The sequence below is a fragment of the Marivirga salinae genome (assembly GCF_030503855.1).
In the GTDB taxonomy this organism is placed as follows: Bacteria; Bacteroidota; Bacteroidia; order Cytophagales; family Cyclobacteriaceae; genus Marivirga; species Marivirga salinarum.
In genome coordinates, this window is sequence record NZ_CP129971.1 from 1,467,958 (window position 1) to 1,484,784 (window position 16,827).

Genomic DNA, 16,827 nt, shown 5'->3' on the forward strand with positions numbered 1-16,827 from the left:
ACAAATCCATTAATCCTTAAAATATTTTAAGAAAATGTGTGGATAGACTGATATGGAGAAGCAATATAATATTGAAGCAAACCAGAAGAATTATTTAAAGCAGAAAGATCTTTTTCAGATGATCTTAATAACATTCTTTATTTATTTGGCTTTAATGATTGTTTTCATTTTAGACAGTGGTTTTTCAACTAGTATATTGTGGTTTTCATTAACATACTTTTTTGCGGTCGGGATTGGTTTGATAGGTAGATACAACTACAATTCCCCTTTGGACAATACAATCATTTATCTGCAGAAAAATCAAATTACAAGAAAAGGCAAAGAACTAAGGACGGTCATTATGAATTTTGATGAAGTCACAAATGTGGAGTACGTAAAACATGGTATGGTCCTATATGATACTAATGCTAGCAAATTTTATATCATGTTTGCACAAAATGCATATGCGACAGAAGCTGGCATACTATTTATCCCCAATACAATTGAGGATTTTGAAGAAATAAAAAACTATGTTTTAAATAAAATAAGATAAGTTTAATAATAAATCAAGTATGTCCATTATTGAAGAGCAACCGCTAACATCGCATAAAACCCATTTGCTCACCACCTTGTAGCAAATTGAATGCTAAATAGCCCGTAATTTATGCTTGCTTTTCATAGCTGGCAACCAAAGATATTGCGCTATGCAAGTATGGAATTCTAATTATTCTAAGCTTTTGCAATTAATGAAGTTTATCAGTTTGTGGTGAAAGCATAAATTACTACTTTCAGTATTTCATAGCCTAGTATAGCAAACGGGTTTTATACAGGCGTTGTAGAAATTGATGGTACGTTAAAGGGACATGCTTTACAAAGTTAAAGGGACATAGTTTACACTTTTAAGAATAGTAAATTGAGTAAAAACTCAAATTGCTATGCCTTGGAAGAACACAACAACTATGGAACAGAAAATTGAATTTATCTGCGAATGGCGTACTAATAAGTACACCATTACCGAGCTTTGCAAAGCTTTTGAAATATCCAGGCCAACAGCCTACAAGCTGATTGACCGCTATGAAAAGCAAGGCATTGAAGGACTTAGAGAACGGGCTAAGAAGCCGATTAATCATCCCAACAGAACCAAAGAAAAAGTCGAGCAATACATACTCGATTTAAAAAAAAGGCATTCAAAATGGGGTGCTAAGAAAATACATCGATTGTTGTTTAACCACTGTAGCCCAGAGGACATTCCATCAGTGGTTACCGTACACAACATCCTCTCTAAAAACGGCTTGGTTTGTCCTCAAAAAAGGCTGCGAAGAGTAAAGCCTATCTATCCTATTTTTGACCCTAAATCCTGCAACGAAGTATGGTCGGCTGACTACAAAGGGAAGTTCGTCATGGGCAACAGAAAGTACTGTCATCCACTCACCATTGCAGACTCAAAAAGTCGCTTTGTCTTCACTGCTAAAGCACACTACCGAGAGACCTTTAAAGACGCTAAATTGGAGTTTACAAGGGTTTTTAACAAATATGGACTGCCTAGGCAAATCCATACTGATAACGGTGGGCCCTTCGGATCAGTCAGTGCTATCCAACGCTTTACAAGACTCTCCTACTGGTTCATTGAGCTGGGTATTTTACCAGTGTTTTCAGATCCGGCTCACCCTGAACAAAACGGACGACATGAACGCATGCACAGAGACTTAAAGGCAGCTTGTGCACTTCCTTCTGCCTACGATCTAAAGTCTCAACAGAGGAGTCTAAACAAGTTTGTCGAGGAATATAATTATGTGAGGCCACATGAAGCACTGGGTATGGAAACACCTGCTAGTATGCATCAATTTTCATCCAGAGAATATCCCAGTAGAATCCCCAGATATGACTATCCAACACATATGAAAGTCATGAATGTATACACCAATGGATATGTCAGATGGAGGTCTAACTACTGGGTTTTTATATCACGCGGAGCTGAGAGAAAACAAGTAGCCGCTGAAGAACAAGGAAATGGTATTTGGAAGGTATTCTATAGAAACGTATTTTTAGGATACTTTAATGAAAATGATCTAAGAAAGAAGAAAACACAAACAAGGTTAAGCGCTATTTTAGTGTAAAGGATGTCCCTTTAACTTTGTAAACTATCTGCCTTAACGAACAGATCTAAGAAAGAAGAAAACACAAACAAGGTTAAGCGCTATTTTAGTGTAAAGGATGTGCCTTTAACTTTGTAAACAATCTGCCTTAACGAACAGATCCCATAATTAAATCAAAACTAATTATGGCTATCTTAATAACCTTTATTATGTGAATCAAAAAAGCCTGTATTCAAATCTCGAATACAGGCTTTTATTTTGGTGATTGCTTAGTGAAATCTGTTAAAACAAATTCATAAATTCACTCACAAGTTGATCCTGGAATTTTTTATTCACCCCAATTGCCAGTAATACAGAAAGCACAAGTCCGATGGTAGCGTAAAGGAAATCTCTGCCTACAATTTTACTTGCTCTTTTTATATTTTTTATTCTCTTTTTATATCTCTTTTTGCTGATGGCAATGGCAACTTCTCTACCACCTAATAAACCGATGAAAACCCAAGTAGTACTAATCGGAACTGTGCTGATCACTTTGAAATAGTATAGAAGAATAGCGTAAACAAAATCGACTATAGTGGCAGCTCTAATATCTGTAACACCTGCTTTTTCATTTACAATGCTTTGTATTTTATCTCCTTTAAGGAAGAATAAAAGCCCCATTCCAATAAATATGAAACCTGCAAAACCTATAAATTCATAAACATTTAAGCTTCTAGGAAGGAAAACTGCAATGTTGGCAGCATCTTGGGAAATCCAAACAGACCATAATGCACCACTGATAATCCACTGTACGGGCGTCCAAAATTTAGCAGGTTTTTTACTTTTAAAGTATTTGGAGACAAATTTTGAAACAAAGAACCAGACAAAAATGGCGGTAATAAAAGCCAAGCCGTATCCCGTTAAACTTTTCCCAACCATGGCCCCAATAGAGGATGCTTGAGTTGAAAATGCACTTAAAAGTAAGAATGTTGTAGATACTGGCATTCTAAAACGTGTCAGTATCAATAATAGGATCGGAGCTGCTAATTGAAGAAAACTAAAGGAAGTGGGTGCTTTATCAAAGCCTTTTGTTAATAATCGTTGGCTACTCACATCGCCATCAAAAACAATCCAACTGTAAAGAACTGTAGCAAGGAAAATTAATCCCATAAATAACCATAGAATCCACCAAGGCTTTTTGCTGTTGGAGGCTATAAATGTTCCAATAGTTTGAATACTATCATTTGCAATAGCAGAATAAGCTGCTAATCCAAAGCCTACCCACATAGCAATTTGTGGATATGGAGAGATGATACCACATATAAAAGTGAAAATAGCAATCATAGTAATAAATGCTTTTTCCTTTTTAGCTATCTCAAAGGTTTTGTAGGTAACTTCGGAAACGGTATTTCTGTTGTATTTAAGGAATGGTTTCTTAGCCATAAAAAAATTGATTCAATACTGCTTTTTTAGCAAAATTATGTTTCAGCCACAAAGCTAATTAATCTTAGTGAAAGTATGAGTTAAAAAATTGTTAACAATATTACCTCAATGTTAATCGAGTTTCCAAAACATAATTTTTTTAGAGTAGTGAGCTGAAATAATGTTAAGCTTAGGTTAATTGGAGTGATATTTAATTCTTAACAATAGCTTTACTTTGTAAATGCGATTACTAATTATTTTGCTGCTAATTTTGCATTTTAATTTACGCTCAGAAATAATAAATCATCAGAACTACTTTAAAAAATAATGACCAAAAGTGGCAATCAACCTTAAAAAGGCTGGTATTGATTGCAATTAATATTTTTCTATTTCTTCTTGCAATAGATTTTATTGGATATTCATTTCGATTGTTGAATAAGGATATTGCCGATTCTATTATAAATCTTACAGCAAATCCATTTATAAGTCTCTTTATTGGATTATTAATTACGGCAATAATTCAAAGTAGTAGTACTAGTACTTCCATGATTGTAGCTATCGTTGCTTCAGGCTCTATTCAATTTTCTGATGCAATTCCTATGATTATGGGAGCTAACATTGGGACTACATTAACCAGTACGTTAGTTTCTTTGAGCTTTATCACTAATCGGGATGAGTTTAGAAAGGCTATAGGAGCTGGAGTTGTGCATGATTTTTTTAATATTTTGGTAGTAATCATTCTATTTCCTTTAGAATACAATTATGGAGTATTAACAAATCTTTCCTCCGCGGCCTCTAATTTTATTTTAGGAGCTGATTATGTAGTCCAAGATTCTGAATTTCGATACTTTCTATTTACTAAGCCTGTAGTATTGTTTATTGGCGGGTTAATTCCTTACCCTGTTGTTTTGGCTATTTCTTCTTTTGTAATGCTAGCCATAACGGTGAAATTTTTATCTAAGACTTTATATAAATCTATTACAGGCGGTTCAAGGGAATTTTTACAAAAATACTTCTTTGGTAGCCCATATCGCTCTTTTTTCTGGGGAATTGTTTTTACAGCCGGTGTTCAAAGTAGCTCGGTAACTACATCAGTGATTGTCCCATTTGTGGCAACTCGAAAAATAAGCTTGAAGCAAAGTTTCACTTTTATTTTAGGGGCAAATATTGGGACAACCATAACAGCTTTGATTGCAGCACTTTTTAAATCCGAAGCTGCTGTGAGTATAGCTTTGGTTCACTTGTTTTTTAATTTAATTGGAGTTTTAATCTTTTTACCTTTCCCGATTATAAGAAATATACCAGTTAGAATGGCGAAGGCTTTCGGACGATTGGCAATGAAATTCAGGATTGCTGGTTTTGTTTACATTATCATAACCTTCTTCCTGATTCCATTTGTTTTAATATCTTTTAATAAGGAAGAGGGAAATGAAAAAGATTCAGATGTTAAAATAGAGGAGAGTATTAATAAGCCCGTTAATCCGACTGATTCATTGAATTAATTCTCCAATCACTTGCAGTCTTTCAAATACCATTTCAGTGTGTGGAGCATCTTTTAACTCATCTGTTAAATCTTGTCCTGACCAATGTTCATAATGAGTCCCATTTCTCCATAGTTTGGAATTGGTGACATCATATATAATCCCCTGATAAGCTATCCAGATTTCATCTCTGTCCTGTCCATTCCGTAAAGCAAGCTGTTGAGGGCTATATTTCTTCATTAGTTACTTTTTTAAAATTAAAGCTAATCAATATATAATTTTATTACATGTTAATTTATTTCAAATTTCAGAATAAAAATTTGAAAAGATATAGTTTACGGGAATAATCTAGCCTAATTATATTTATAGGCAATAGGTCTGTCTTTAAAACTAAAGTTTGTCTAATCAAATACTTTAAAAATACATGTAGAGCTACTTCTGTAACTTTATTCGTCAGCTAAATAAAACAGTTTTAAAGTAGTCAGCTACTTTTGCATTGTATAAAATAATATAAGAATATGTCAACTTTAGTGTCTCAATCAGAAAATGTGTCCATTGAAGAACAAATCGATGTTCAAGCTGCCATGATTACTTTTCATGGAAGTTTAAAGAGTGAAGATTATCGTGCTGCTATGTTAGCGAATTACGATTTATGTAAGCAGCCACAGATCAATAATTGGCTTCAAAATAATATTGATGCTGGATTATTATCATTGGAGGATCAAAAATGGGTGTCTGAGTCACTAATTCCAAAAGCAGCTCAGGAAGTAGAAAAAATTGCGGTAGTAGTTTCAAAAGATGTATTTAGAAAATTTGCTGCTAAAAATATTTTAGATAAGCAGAAAGGAAAATTAAATTTTCAATATTTCAATAGCTTGGAGGATGCCAAAGCTTGGTTGAAAGCATAAGATTTTCATGTTAAACAGGGAATAGTTTAGTTTAGGTTAACAAAGAAGGCAGGGGTGGTTCCCTGCCTTTGTCTTTTTATACAGCCTGAGCTGTTTCCTTTTAACCACTAAGATTCTCTAATGATTCACTGAGGACCTGTCTGCAAAGGCAGGCACAAAGGGGTATTAATGCTTATTTCAAGTCCTCATAGTATTTAAACTGAACTTTAAATGAGAGTTTAAGATTTTTGCTAACGTAAAGAATAGCAGTAATTTTATTGTTTTTTTCTGATGTAAATCTGTGAGATTGTCACCTTGAGGGGACTTCAGGGGTGTTGCTAAAGCGGATTATAGGGGGCTGCTAGAAAAATGAAATCTTGAAATAGCAGTCAATTTAAAGTTTCGTTTAAATAAAAAACCACAAAAGAATCAATTAAAACTAACTTTTGTTTTCTGTTGACTCTTTTGTGGTTAATATATTATTTGTAGTGAAACTACACTATTTATTTCTGCTCATTTCATTATCCTCAGGAGATTGACCTCTAGGAGTAGTATTCTTTCTTTGATATAATTCAAATTTGTTAGGAATACTTCTTGGTGGCCAGTAGTTGTTTTCTTCATCTACATCCGCTGTTTCTCTTTTAGGATCCACCTGAAATTGTACAATCTCTTTTTGAGAAATAATCACTTTAGTGGCAGTATTCTCTCTCTTTCTCCAAATTTCAGCAGGATATTTTAAGGTTTCTTTACTTCCATCTGTGTAAGTGACCTCCACAATGATTGGCATTACTAATCCACCTTCGTTTTCATATTCAACTTCGTAGAAATTATAACCTCCGTCCATCAACTCTTTCTCTTTCGGAGATAAAGAAGCTCTGAATGATTTATAAGCTTTTCTATCATCGCTATCTACTTCAAAAGGATCATAGCTGTTATAGAAATCTTTCAATTCAGGATGTTTCTCTACTATGGTTTTAACACCTTCTTCCTTGTTTTTATCAGGCGTTACATGGTAGCTCTCTTCCTCTGCTCTTTCTTTTTTGATTTTGTTTTCTACATCTGGGTTTTGAGAATCAAATTTATACCATTCTACATCTTTGATGGCGATGTCCACGTGGTCAGTGCTATAGAACCATCCTCTCCAAAACCAATCTAAATCAACAGCGGATGCATCTTCCATTGTTCTGAAAAAATCAGTTGGGGTAGGATGTTTGAAAGCCCATCTTTCAGAGAAGGTTTTGAATGCTTTGTCAAATAAATCTCTTCCCATTACAGTTTCTCTCAATATATTTAAGGCTGTTGCTGGTTTACCGTAAGCATTATTTCCAAACTGAATGATGTTTTCAGAATTTGTCATAATTGGACGGATATTTTGTTTGTCTCCTTTCATATAAGAAACAATATTTCCAGCTGGTCCTCTACGGCTTGGGTAATTAGGCTCCCATTCTTGTTCGGTTACAAACTGTACAAAACTATTCAAGCCTTCATCCATCCAAGTCCATTGGCGCTCATCAGAGTTTACAATCATAGGGAAGAAGTTATGCCCCACCTCATGGATGATTACACCTATCATTCCGTATTTAGTTCTGGCTGAATAAGTGCCGTCTGGAGCAGGTCTTCCGTAGTTAAAGCAAATCATTGGGTATTCCATTCCGTTTGCTGCTTCTACTGAAATGGCTACAGGATATGGATAAGGAATGGTCATTCTTGAATAAACTTCCAATGTATGAGCCACTACTCTTGTGGAATATTTATCCCATAACCCCCAAGCTTCTTTCGGGAAATATGACATTGCCATTACGGTTTTGCCATCGATTTCAACACCCATGGCATCCCAAATAAATTTACGGGAAGAACCAAATGCAAAGTCACGAACGTTTTCTGCATGGTAAGTCCAGGTTTTAGTACCGGAAGCTTTACTTTTTTCAGCTTTCTCAGCTTCTTTTTTAGTTACAATTAAAACAGGATCATCTGCAGTTTTTGATTCTTCCCATCTCTCCAGTTGATCCTCGGTTAATACTGCATCAGCATTTTGTAATTCACCTGTAGATGCAACAATATGATCTTCAGGAACGGTAATGTTCACTTCATAATCTCCGAAAGGCAATGCAAACTCACCATTTCCGATGAATTGCTTGTTTTGCCATCCTTCAAAATCATTGTAAACCGCCATTCTTGGGAACCATTGTGTAATGGTGTAAACTGTATTGTCATCATCTTCAAAATGGTCAAATCCACCACGGCCGCCCATTCTTGCTCTGTCGTTGATGTTGTAATACCAGTCAATAGAGAAAGAAATTTCTTCACCTGCTTTTAAAGGCTCATCCAAATCAATTCTCATCATGGTATTGTTGATGGTGTAATTCATATCATTACCTTCAGCATCTACCAATTTTTGAATTTTGTGTCCTCCATCATAATCAGGATATCCCATCATGCGGTCAATTTGTCCTTCGCTTGCTTTGTCAGGAACACTAGTTTCAGCTACATCATAAGTCATGCTGTTTTTTGCACGCATATTTTGGTCAAGCTGAACCCACAAATAGGTCAAATCATCTGGTGAATTGTTGGTATAAGTAATGGTTTCAGAACCGATGATTTGATTTTTTCCTTCGTCTAGGGTGACATCAATTTTGTAGTCGGCTTTTTGTTGCCAATACATGTGACCTGGCGCACCTGATGCTGTTCTGTAAACATTTGGTGACCTTAGCATATAATCCAATTGCTCGAATTTGCCTTGGTTTTTGTACTCTTGAGCAGTTGCTGCAAAAGCAAAAAGTGCCATAAAGGCGGTAAATATTCTTTTCATATCTATTTTAATTTAATGTACTACTTACCAAAATTTTGTTTCCATCATAATTGTAACGGCTATTCCCGCTATGGCGCTGGAAACAATCAGCACCCAATCTCTTCTTTTCATGCCAAAAAGGTCTATAAAGATAAAAGATAAAACCAAGAAGACCAGTACTATAATGATTTGACCAACTTCTAATCCCACATTGAATGCTAACAACTCCATGACAATCGAACTGTTTTTTCCTAAGATTGCTTTCAGGTAATTGCTAAAACCTAATCCGTGAATCAACCCAAAAAGCAAAGCAAAAATATAATTCAATTGCATTTTTCCAGTGCTTTTTAAATCTCGTTCTTTCTTAAAAAGATTTGCGAAAGCAGTTATAAAAATCGTCACTGGGATCAAAAACTCTATTAATTCAGGATTTATTTTTACATAATCTAAGGTGGATAATGCCAGTGTAATGGAATGTCCAATTGTAAAGGCAGTTATTAAGATTAAAACCTTTCGCCAATCGCGCATTAAATAAATTACCGCTAGTGCCAAAACGAATAAAATGTGATCGTATCCGTTAATATCTAATATGTGATCAAGTCCTTCTAGAAAGTAGGCTTTAAAAGTTGACATAATTTTTTATATATGACCTTATAATTAATAATAATTTTTGCTATTTGGTACAGATTATCAAATAGTTACTCATTCAACTCAAGTATTTGCCTAATAGGCTCTATTATTTAAATTATCAGTTTTATGGTAACAAAACATAATATTACCATAATTTTGCAAAACAGACACGAGACTTTCAAAAATGTTATACAGTAATTTTATTATCGGTTTTTTCTGGATGCTTAGTGGAATGCTTCATCCTTTTTATGTTTCTATCACGGATTTGGTTTATAAGGAAGATGCCAAATCAGTTCAGATAATGCATAAAGTATTTGTGGATGATTTTGAGCAGACACTGAATAAGCATTATAATGTAAGACTTGATATTTTAGCAATGGAGAATACTTCAGAAATTGATGAAATGGTTAAGGATTATTATTCTAAAAGATTTGCAGTTTCAATTGATGGAAAGGAAAAAGAAATCACCTATATCGGCAGTGAATTAGAGGAAAACGTACTTTGGGTATATCAGGAAATTTATAAAGTTAGAAAACCGAAAAAATTCAGAATCACTAATACGGTTTTATTCGATGAGTTTGATACCCAATCTAATTTAGTACATACTGATTTAGGAGGGGAAATCAAGACTTTGAGATTAACCGAAGGCGATGGAACTCAGGAAGTGGAGTTTGATTTTTATTAATATTTAAAAATAGAATGTAGAAAATGAGCATTCATTTTCTACATTCTATTCTTCTTTTACAAAACATTCAAACTCTGTTCCTTTATCTTCTCCAGCTCTTCCTTCATTTGAATAACCTGCTCTTGCAAATCAGAATCATTGGCTTTGGAGCCTAAAGTATTGATCTCCCTACCGATTTCCTGACTAATAAAGCCCAATTTTTTACCGTGAGATTCGGCCTTACTTTTGAGTGTGTCTAAGAAATATTTAAGGTGAATAGATAAGCGTTCTACTTCTTCGTTTACATCCAGTTTTTCCGAATAGTAGATTAATTCCTGCTCTAATCTTTCTTGATCGTAATCTACAGATAGGGTTAATTCTTTAATGTTGTTTTGCAGTCGGGTGCGGATTTTCTCCATTCTTTTCGGCTCAATTTCCTTGGCTATCTCTAATTTTTCAGAAATTGTATTGATATAGCCTGCTAAAATATCGCTAACCGTTTTGCCTTCCGTATCTCTGAAGTCATTACATTTTTCCAATGCATTTTTCAACGTGTCAATAATCAATAGTTGATCATCCTCAGTCAGTTGATCATCCTCATATTTTATGATTTCAGGAGCTTCCAATGACATTTTCATAATATCTTGGAATTTTCTTCCATTCAATTCCTCTAATTCCGAAAGTTTGTCCAAATAAGCTGCAAAGAGGTCTTGATCTATATTGGGCAAAGCCAATTGCTTATTCTTTTTGGAAATACTAATAGAAACAGAAGCCTTTCCCCTAATGAGCGCTTTGGTTATTAAATTCCGAACCTCAATTTCTTTAGCATTTATAACTTTAGGAAGCTTTAAGGATAAGTCTAAAAATTTAGAATTGAGGGTTTTAATTTCTACCTCAACGTTAATGTTATCGTTTTGTGCCTCAGCAATGCCAAAGCCAGTCATTGATTTGATCATGAAATTTTAATATGTGGATTATACTCTTTAATCAATATTATTTAGTTATAAATTGACCTTGCGGGTTTTGGTATCAAAAATTATAATCGAGTTTAATTAAACGTAAAGGTATTAATTTTAGAAACCTGCAAGCTTTAAAATTTTTGTTTTTTAAAAATCGTATCCGATACTTAAGCTTAATTTAGGATCTTGAACGATGTAGTCTTCTATTGGATAAGCGTAATCAAGCTTTACATAGTAGCCTAATAAAGTTGTTCGTAACCCCAATCCGAGCGAAGATAGCCACGGGTTTTTATAATTTCTAATGACGGCTTTAAAATTATCATTTTCTATATTTTGGCGGTTTATACTATTATCTTGATCCCAAGGGCTTCCTCCCAACCAAGCGGTACCTATATCATAAAAACCAATCAACTGAAAATTCTTCGCAAAATTAGAGGTCATGGAATTATTACTTAAAACTCTAAAAATGGGAAATCTCAACTCATTGCTTAGTAAGACTACATTTTTACCACTAAATTCATTCAGCTGAAATCCTCTTAAACCAGTTACAAATTCATGAAACAGGATATTTGAATTGAAAATTGGACTTTCAGCAGAGGTAAGTGCTAATGGGTTTTCTTCAGGGGTTACTTCAGCTCCTGGTTCAGGTTCGTTGATTCTTCTAAACACCCAATTATCAACTCCTCCTAGCATAAAATAGGGTGAATTTTGACCAAAAAATCCTCCGGCATATAATCGAGTTGCAAAAGTAATTTCCCTAAATACTTTTTGATAATTTCGGAAGTCAACATATAGTTTACTAAAGGATTGGCCTTCATTAAACCCACTAGTATAATTCTCAAAAGCTATTTTACCTCTTAAGCCTTGTCTCATATTTAGACCAATGGGTTCAGAGTTATCGAATACATATTCGATTTTTCCACCAAAGAGAAATTCGTTTTTTATAGGGGCTTTTCGTAAACTATTGTTTTGAGTCAATACATTGAAACTACTTTCTGTAAATTGGTTATATACAAAATGTGGTTTAGCACTTATGCTAGAAGTATTGGAAAGGGGAAATGAACCACCGAAGCTCAAAGTATTTAAAGCATAGGTTTGATCTGTAAATCGATCATTTAATTTTTTGGCGTAAACTTCTCTTTCAAACCGAACACTGTAATCTACTAATCTTTCTAAATACTGATATTCACCAAATACCAAACCACTTTTGAAATCTTGAAGGGAAAAATTGAATCCGCCATTGAATTTATTGTTTTCCCTTAAATCATTCATTTGATATCTAGAATATATTGATAAACCAATTAATGGATCTATTAACCATGAAGCCGTTACATTGTCAGTAGTGAATGTTGGTTCATAATCAAATGGCCCCATTGTACCTGTTTTTCTTCTTAACTTGTTCAGGTTTTTCAATAGAGAACTTTCTTCAGGTCGAGCCTGAAATTCTTGCTGTTGAAATTCAAAGTCATCGGCATTTAACTTACCCGTGATTTCATCGTCTTGATTTATTCGTTTATTCTCATTTGCTCCTATGGAATCTGATTTATTAAATGGATTTTGAGAGATTTCTATCGCATTGCTCTTGTTTTCTTCTTTTTTGGGAGAAGTTTTAATATTTCGGCTTAATTGCACTTGTTTCCGTAAAGTTGAAGGCATAAATTTCCCTTCATTAGAATTGAAATCTTTCTCTAAATAAAATTTCTCATCTCCATTATTATCCATTACATAAGTGAAATAATTTAATTCTGGAATAATATCATATTGCTCAATACCTGTTCCAAATGCAGTTATTTGTTTTGAAGTGTTTTTCTTCAGATCCAATTTGTTTAAATTGAATATGCCGGATTTATCACTTAAGTAAAATACAGAGGTGGAATCAGGTATTACAACATTTGTACTCTGACCAAAATAATTAGTCAATTGATTTAGTTCTGATGGTTTATCAAGGTCAAGCTCATAAAGATTATAATTATTCGTAATATCCTCGTAAGAAAATTCGGTTGATAATGAATCGGTTTGTCTGTTTGAGGCAAAAACAATTCTTTTTGTAGTGGGAATAAAAGCAGGATAAAGATTATCAAAGACATCATTGGTTAATCTTCTAATGTTGGGCCTGCCAGTACTAATGATATATAAATCAGATTGAGCATTTACATTTGCACTTAGAACGGCAGTTTTACCATTGGGATATATATCCATGTGGTTTACTTGATCAAATCTACGCAAATCTCTTTTTTGGAATTCGTCAGTGTATGGATCATACAAATAAAGGAGGTTAATTCCTCTTTCGTAATTAACTATTCCCAATGTTGTGCTATCGCCCCAATCTAATACGGGTGCATCCGTGTAAAAATTTTGATCTAATCTTTTTTGGCCTCCCCTCAGAATTGTTTTTTCATTTCCACTTTCTATCTCTCTTAATATAACTTTATACTTTCCTTTATTATTAATAGAATAGGCTAAAAATTCGCCATTTGGGCTAATTTTGGATTTGTAAGACAAGTTTTTTCTCCAAGGTTTTGAGAGTTGATTCTTGTTTGAAGGTTGTTCTGTTTCTATATCTGAGAAATTGTTGATATAAAAATATCTATATTCATTTAAAAAAGCCTTAAAAGGAATTCCAAGTGTATTAGTAATACTCTTTTCTTCATTTCTTATAATTCTGGTGAGGTTAAGAGTATTAGAAATATTGATTCTTCCATATTTTTCAGAAATAAAATTCCATACAGACTGTCCAGCCAATTCGGCTTCTTTCCCTTCTAATTTATCAATATTATGCGCTTGATTTCTAATTAAAAAAGACCGAATAAAATCGTCCATTTCTGCATTCCATCCATAAGCGATGTAGGCCGCAACTCCATCTATAAACCAATCAGGAACTGTGAATAATGAATTTGATTGGAATACTTCTGACACAATTCCGCTACCAAACAGCATGTCTTTGGCATATAGCTTTGAGATTTTATAGATCATCTCTTCATTGAATTCACTATAAGAACCACCAAATGCTAGCTCAATATGAGTTTTTAAAAAATTGGTTTGACCACTAATATTAAATTGAGCTTCATTTAAGCCCACATTGCTCTGATTCAGGTCTAAATTACTATTGAAAATGAATATTTTTGTTTTATCAAATGGTGCATAGCCCATTATGTCAGTAATTCTTAGAAATTCTTCTTCTATATTTTCAGTTACTTGTTTGGCAAGTTTTTGTCCGCCATAATAGTAGTAAATGTCAAAATGGGGTGTGCTATAATATTTCCAATCAAAGAAGCGGTATTGTATTCTACTTTTACCGTAAACTTCTTCTGCGTTTTGTGATAAAACTGGTGCAGACATCCATAAAAAAGTGATGCTGAATAAAAATGCGGTATATTTTATTACTCTCCGATTCATACTAACTTGAATATAATGGATAATAACGGTTTATGTTTACTTCATCGTTCAATTTTTCTAAATTAAATATTGAATTCACAAATTGACATGCAAAATAAGGTGCTAATGATACGCCTTTTGTGCCCAAACCATTGAAAATAAATACATTCTTTCTTTCAGGATGGTTCCCTATTAAAGGCCGTCTATCTTTTGAGGCAGGCCGAATACCCGCAACTTGATCCACAATGGTGTAATTAACGTTAAGTAAATCATCGAGTTTATCTGTCAATTGCTTTTTAGCTTTTTCAGTTGGCTCATAATCAAGGTTTTTCCACTCATAGGTGGCGCCTACTCTATAATAATCATGTTGAGGATTTTTAACTAAAAAGACTCCTCTATTGAAAATCACATCTTCTGGTAAGGTTTCTCCCATTTTTATATGAAGTATTTCTCCTTTTACGGGCGCAGTTGGAAGCCAATCAAAAAATGGATTATGGCTTAAAGGCCCATCGCAAAAAATGATCTTTTCACTTTCAATATCATTATAAAATATTTGATTTTCTTTCACTTCTAGCTTCTCATATTCCAATTTCTCATTAATAAATTGCCCATCTTCAATTAGTTTTTCTTTATGCTGATCAAGCATTTCTTTTACATCTAAAAATCCACTTCGATTAAGTAAAAGACCACCGAAATCATCTGCAATAAATTTAGGATACTGCGATTGGGTGAAAGTCTTTTTGATGAAATAATTATCGGTGTTCTGTTTTGCCATCCAATCATTTTGATCTTCTAAGGATAGGAAAGGTCTGTAGATCGCTTTTTTATGTAGAAATTCAGCATTGAGCGATTTTTCTAAATCACCGTAAAATTCTTCTAAGTAGGGAAAAAGTTGATCAGCCAGCCAAGTTTGTTTCATTTTTCTACCTGTAACGGGATTGTATAATCCTGCTGCCACTTTAGAACTGGAATTGGGGTTTTCATCTGAGAAAACTACAAAAGAAGAATTGTGTTTCCGGAGGTGTTCAACCACAGCAACCGAAGCCAGTCCATGCCCTACAATGATAAAATCAACTTTCATAAATTAATTCTTACTTTTCTATTTAAGTTTTGAATGGTAGATAACTCTAAACCAATATTTAATAATCCTTATTTTAGGCAAACAGTTTTAATTTCAGCAAATTTGCATCAAACTTTAATGATATGATAAACATAAAGCAATTTGTTTTTAATCCTTTTATGGAAAATACCTATGTGGTGTATGATGACAGTAAAAATGCCGCAATTATTGATCCAGGATGTTATGAGGGTTACGAGCAAGATGAGTTGGTGAATTTTATTAAATCTGAAGGGCTAAATGTTCAGCAATTAATTAATACTCATTGTCATATTGACCATGTTTTAGGCAATGCTTTTGTGAAAGATAAGTTTGGAGTGGAATTATATATGCACGAAAAGGACTTACCAATTTTAGAAGCCGTTCCTAGTTATTCAGCTGCTTATGGTTTTGCAAATTATCAACCTAGCCAACCCGATCACTTTTTAAAAGAAGGCGATATTCATAAAATCGGTGATATTGAATTTGAAGTTTTATTCTTGCCAGGGCATGCTCCAGGTCATATTGGTTTTATGAATGAAAAGGAAAAAGTTTTTATAGGTGGAGATGTATTGTTTGATGGAAGCATTGGAAGAACAGATCTTCCTGGTGGCGATCATGATACCTTGATCAGCAGCATCCAAAATAAATTGTTCAAATATCATGATGATGTTAAAGTATATTGTGGACATGGCCCTGAAACGACATTGGGAAAAGAAAAAGCTACAAATCCATTTTGCGCTATAAAATAAACTAAGATGATAAAAAAGAATATTCCAAATATCATTACTGCCGCAAATCTTTTCACAGGTGCTGTGGGAGTTTATTTTGCTAGCCAATTTGAATTTGAATGGGTGGCTTTTTGCATTGTTTTAGCAGCTGTATTTGATTTTTTGGATGGCATGCTTGCCCGGTTGCTCAAAGTTCATTCTGAAATAGGGAAACAATTAGATTCCTTGGCTGATATGGTGACTTTTGGCTTTTTGCCCTCTTATGTTTTATTCCAATTCTTGCAAATGAATGATGCGGGTATTTTGAGTTTCACTGCTTTTCTAATTGCTGTATTTTCTGCTTTTAGATTAGCGAAATTTAATATAGATACACGCCAATCAGAAGAGTTTATAGGTTTACCTACACCAGCGAATGCCTTGTTTTTGGGATTTCTGTTTTTTTTAATGGATGTTGAAATGCTAGGATTTTTATTTGAAACGCCTGCTTTACTTACTATTTCAGTTGTTTTTTCACTATTATTAGTCGCTGAACTTCCAATGATAGCGTTGAAATTTAAAAATTTTAGTATAAAAGAGAATATTTTCAGGTATCTCACTATCATTATGGCCATTATTTTAATCAGTATATTTCAATTTTCTGCCATACCTGTCGTTATTCTGCTTTACATTTTATTATCAATGATTAAGTTTACTTTATTTCCTAGAATTTAATGCTATCAAAAAGCTGTTAAGCCAGTGAT

14 protein-coding genes are annotated in these 16,827 nt (G+C 33.7%); 7 read left to right on the plus strand and 7 right to left on the minus strand.

All coding sequences use genetic code 11. The features are described 5' to 3' along the window. Positions 1 to 52 precede the first annotated feature (52 nt). Positions 53 to 532, plus strand: a complete 480-nt coding sequence (locus QYS49_RS06290) for a hypothetical protein (protein ID WP_308350867.1) — start codon at positions 53 to 55, stop codon at positions 530 to 532. A gap of 406 nt (positions 533 to 938) precedes the next feature. Continuing rightward, positions 939 to 2,096, plus strand: coding sequence for an integrase core domain-containing protein (locus QYS49_RS06295; protein WP_308347323.1), 1,158 nt, complete (start codon positions 939 to 941; stop codon positions 2,094 to 2,096). Between the two features lie 261 nt (positions 2,097 to 2,357). On the opposite strand, the gene QYS49_RS06300 is transcribed toward QYS49_RS06295, so the two are convergent. Continuing rightward, positions 2,358 to 3,497 (minus strand): hypothetical protein, encoded by a 1,140-nt coding sequence (locus QYS49_RS06300; RefSeq protein WP_308350868.1) that lies wholly within the window; start codon positions 3,495 to 3,497, stop codon positions 2,358 to 2,360. 344 nt (positions 3,498 to 3,841) lie between these two features. On the opposite strand from QYS49_RS06300, the gene QYS49_RS06305 reads away from it, so the two are divergent. Beyond that, positions 3,842 to 4,978 carry a Na/Pi symporter gene (locus QYS49_RS06305; protein ID WP_308350869.1) on the plus strand — a complete coding sequence of 379 codons (1,137 nt, stop codon included), beginning with the start codon at positions 3,842 to 3,844 and terminating at the stop codon, positions 4,976 to 4,978. Here the strand turns inward: QYS49_RS06305 and QYS49_RS06310 are convergent. Further along, positions 4,967 to 5,197 (minus strand): cytochrome b5 domain-containing protein, encoded by a 231-nt coding sequence (locus tag QYS49_RS06310; protein WP_308350870.1) that lies wholly within the window; start codon positions 5,195 to 5,197, stop codon positions 4,967 to 4,969. The genes QYS49_RS06305 and QYS49_RS06310 overlap by 12 nt on opposite strands. 278 nt (positions 5,198 to 5,475) lie before the next feature. On the opposite strand from QYS49_RS06310, the gene QYS49_RS06315 reads away from it, so the two are divergent. Next, positions 5,476 to 5,865 (plus strand): STAS/SEC14 domain-containing protein, encoded by a 390-nt coding sequence (locus QYS49_RS06315; protein ID WP_308350871.1) that lies wholly within the window; start codon positions 5,476 to 5,478, stop codon positions 5,863 to 5,865. Positions 5,866 to 6,343: 478 nt separating this feature from the next. Here QYS49_RS06315 and QYS49_RS06320 read toward each other — a convergent pair whose 3' ends face one another. Both QYS49_RS06320 and QYS49_RS06325 read right to left on the minus strand, forming a co-directional pair. Further along, on the minus strand, positions 6,344 to 8,653 hold the full coding sequence (locus QYS49_RS06320; RefSeq protein WP_308350872.1) for a M1 family metallopeptidase: 2,310 nt from the start codon (positions 8,651 to 8,653) through the stop codon (positions 6,344 to 6,346). Between the two features lie 24 nt (positions 8,654 to 8,677). Beyond that, positions 8,678 to 9,265: a HupE/UreJ family protein gene (locus QYS49_RS06325; protein WP_308350873.1), complete on the minus strand. Its 588-nt coding sequence runs from the start codon at positions 9,263 to 9,265 to the stop codon at positions 8,678 to 8,680. A gap of 181 nt (positions 9,266 to 9,446) precedes the next feature. Here QYS49_RS06325 and QYS49_RS06330 point away from each other — a divergent pair, with 181 nt between their 5' ends. Beyond that, complete coding sequence (locus QYS49_RS06330; protein WP_308350874.1) at positions 9,447 to 9,947, plus strand: DUF6702 family protein; 501 nt, start codon at positions 9,447 to 9,449, stop codon at positions 9,945 to 9,947. Positions 9,948 to 10,003: 56 nt separating this feature from the next. Here the strand turns inward: QYS49_RS06330 and QYS49_RS06335 are convergent, their stop codons facing one another. The 3 genes from QYS49_RS06335 to QYS49_RS06345 form a co-directional block, all read right to left on the minus strand. Then, positions 10,004 to 10,882, minus strand: coding sequence for a YicC/YloC family endoribonuclease (locus QYS49_RS06335; protein WP_308350875.1), 879 nt, complete (start codon positions 10,880 to 10,882; stop codon positions 10,004 to 10,006). A 150-nt stretch (positions 10,883 to 11,032) separates the two neighbouring features. Then, a complete protein-coding gene (locus QYS49_RS06340) occupies positions 11,033 to 14,281 on the minus strand; it encodes a hypothetical protein (RefSeq protein ID WP_308350876.1) in 3,249 nt (1,082 codons plus the stop codon). Position 14,282: 1 nt separating this feature from the next. Next, a complete protein-coding gene (locus tag QYS49_RS06345; RefSeq protein WP_308350877.1) occupies positions 14,283 to 15,341 on the minus strand; it encodes an NAD(P)/FAD-dependent oxidoreductase in 1,059 nt (352 codons plus the stop codon). A gap of 122 nt (positions 15,342 to 15,463) precedes the next feature. Here QYS49_RS06345 and QYS49_RS06350 point away from each other — a divergent pair, with 122 nt between their 5' ends. Continuing rightward, complete coding sequence (locus tag QYS49_RS06350; RefSeq protein WP_308350878.1) at positions 15,464 to 16,108, plus strand: MBL fold metallo-hydrolase; 645 nt, start codon at positions 15,464 to 15,466, stop codon at positions 16,106 to 16,108. Between the two features lie 6 nt (positions 16,109 to 16,114). Next, positions 16,115 to 16,798: a CDP-diacylglycerol--serine O-phosphatidyltransferase gene (gene pssA / locus QYS49_RS06355; protein ID WP_308350879.1), complete on the plus strand. Its 684-nt coding sequence runs from the start codon at positions 16,115 to 16,117 to the stop codon at positions 16,796 to 16,798. Positions 16,799 to 16,827: the final 29 nt, after the last annotated feature.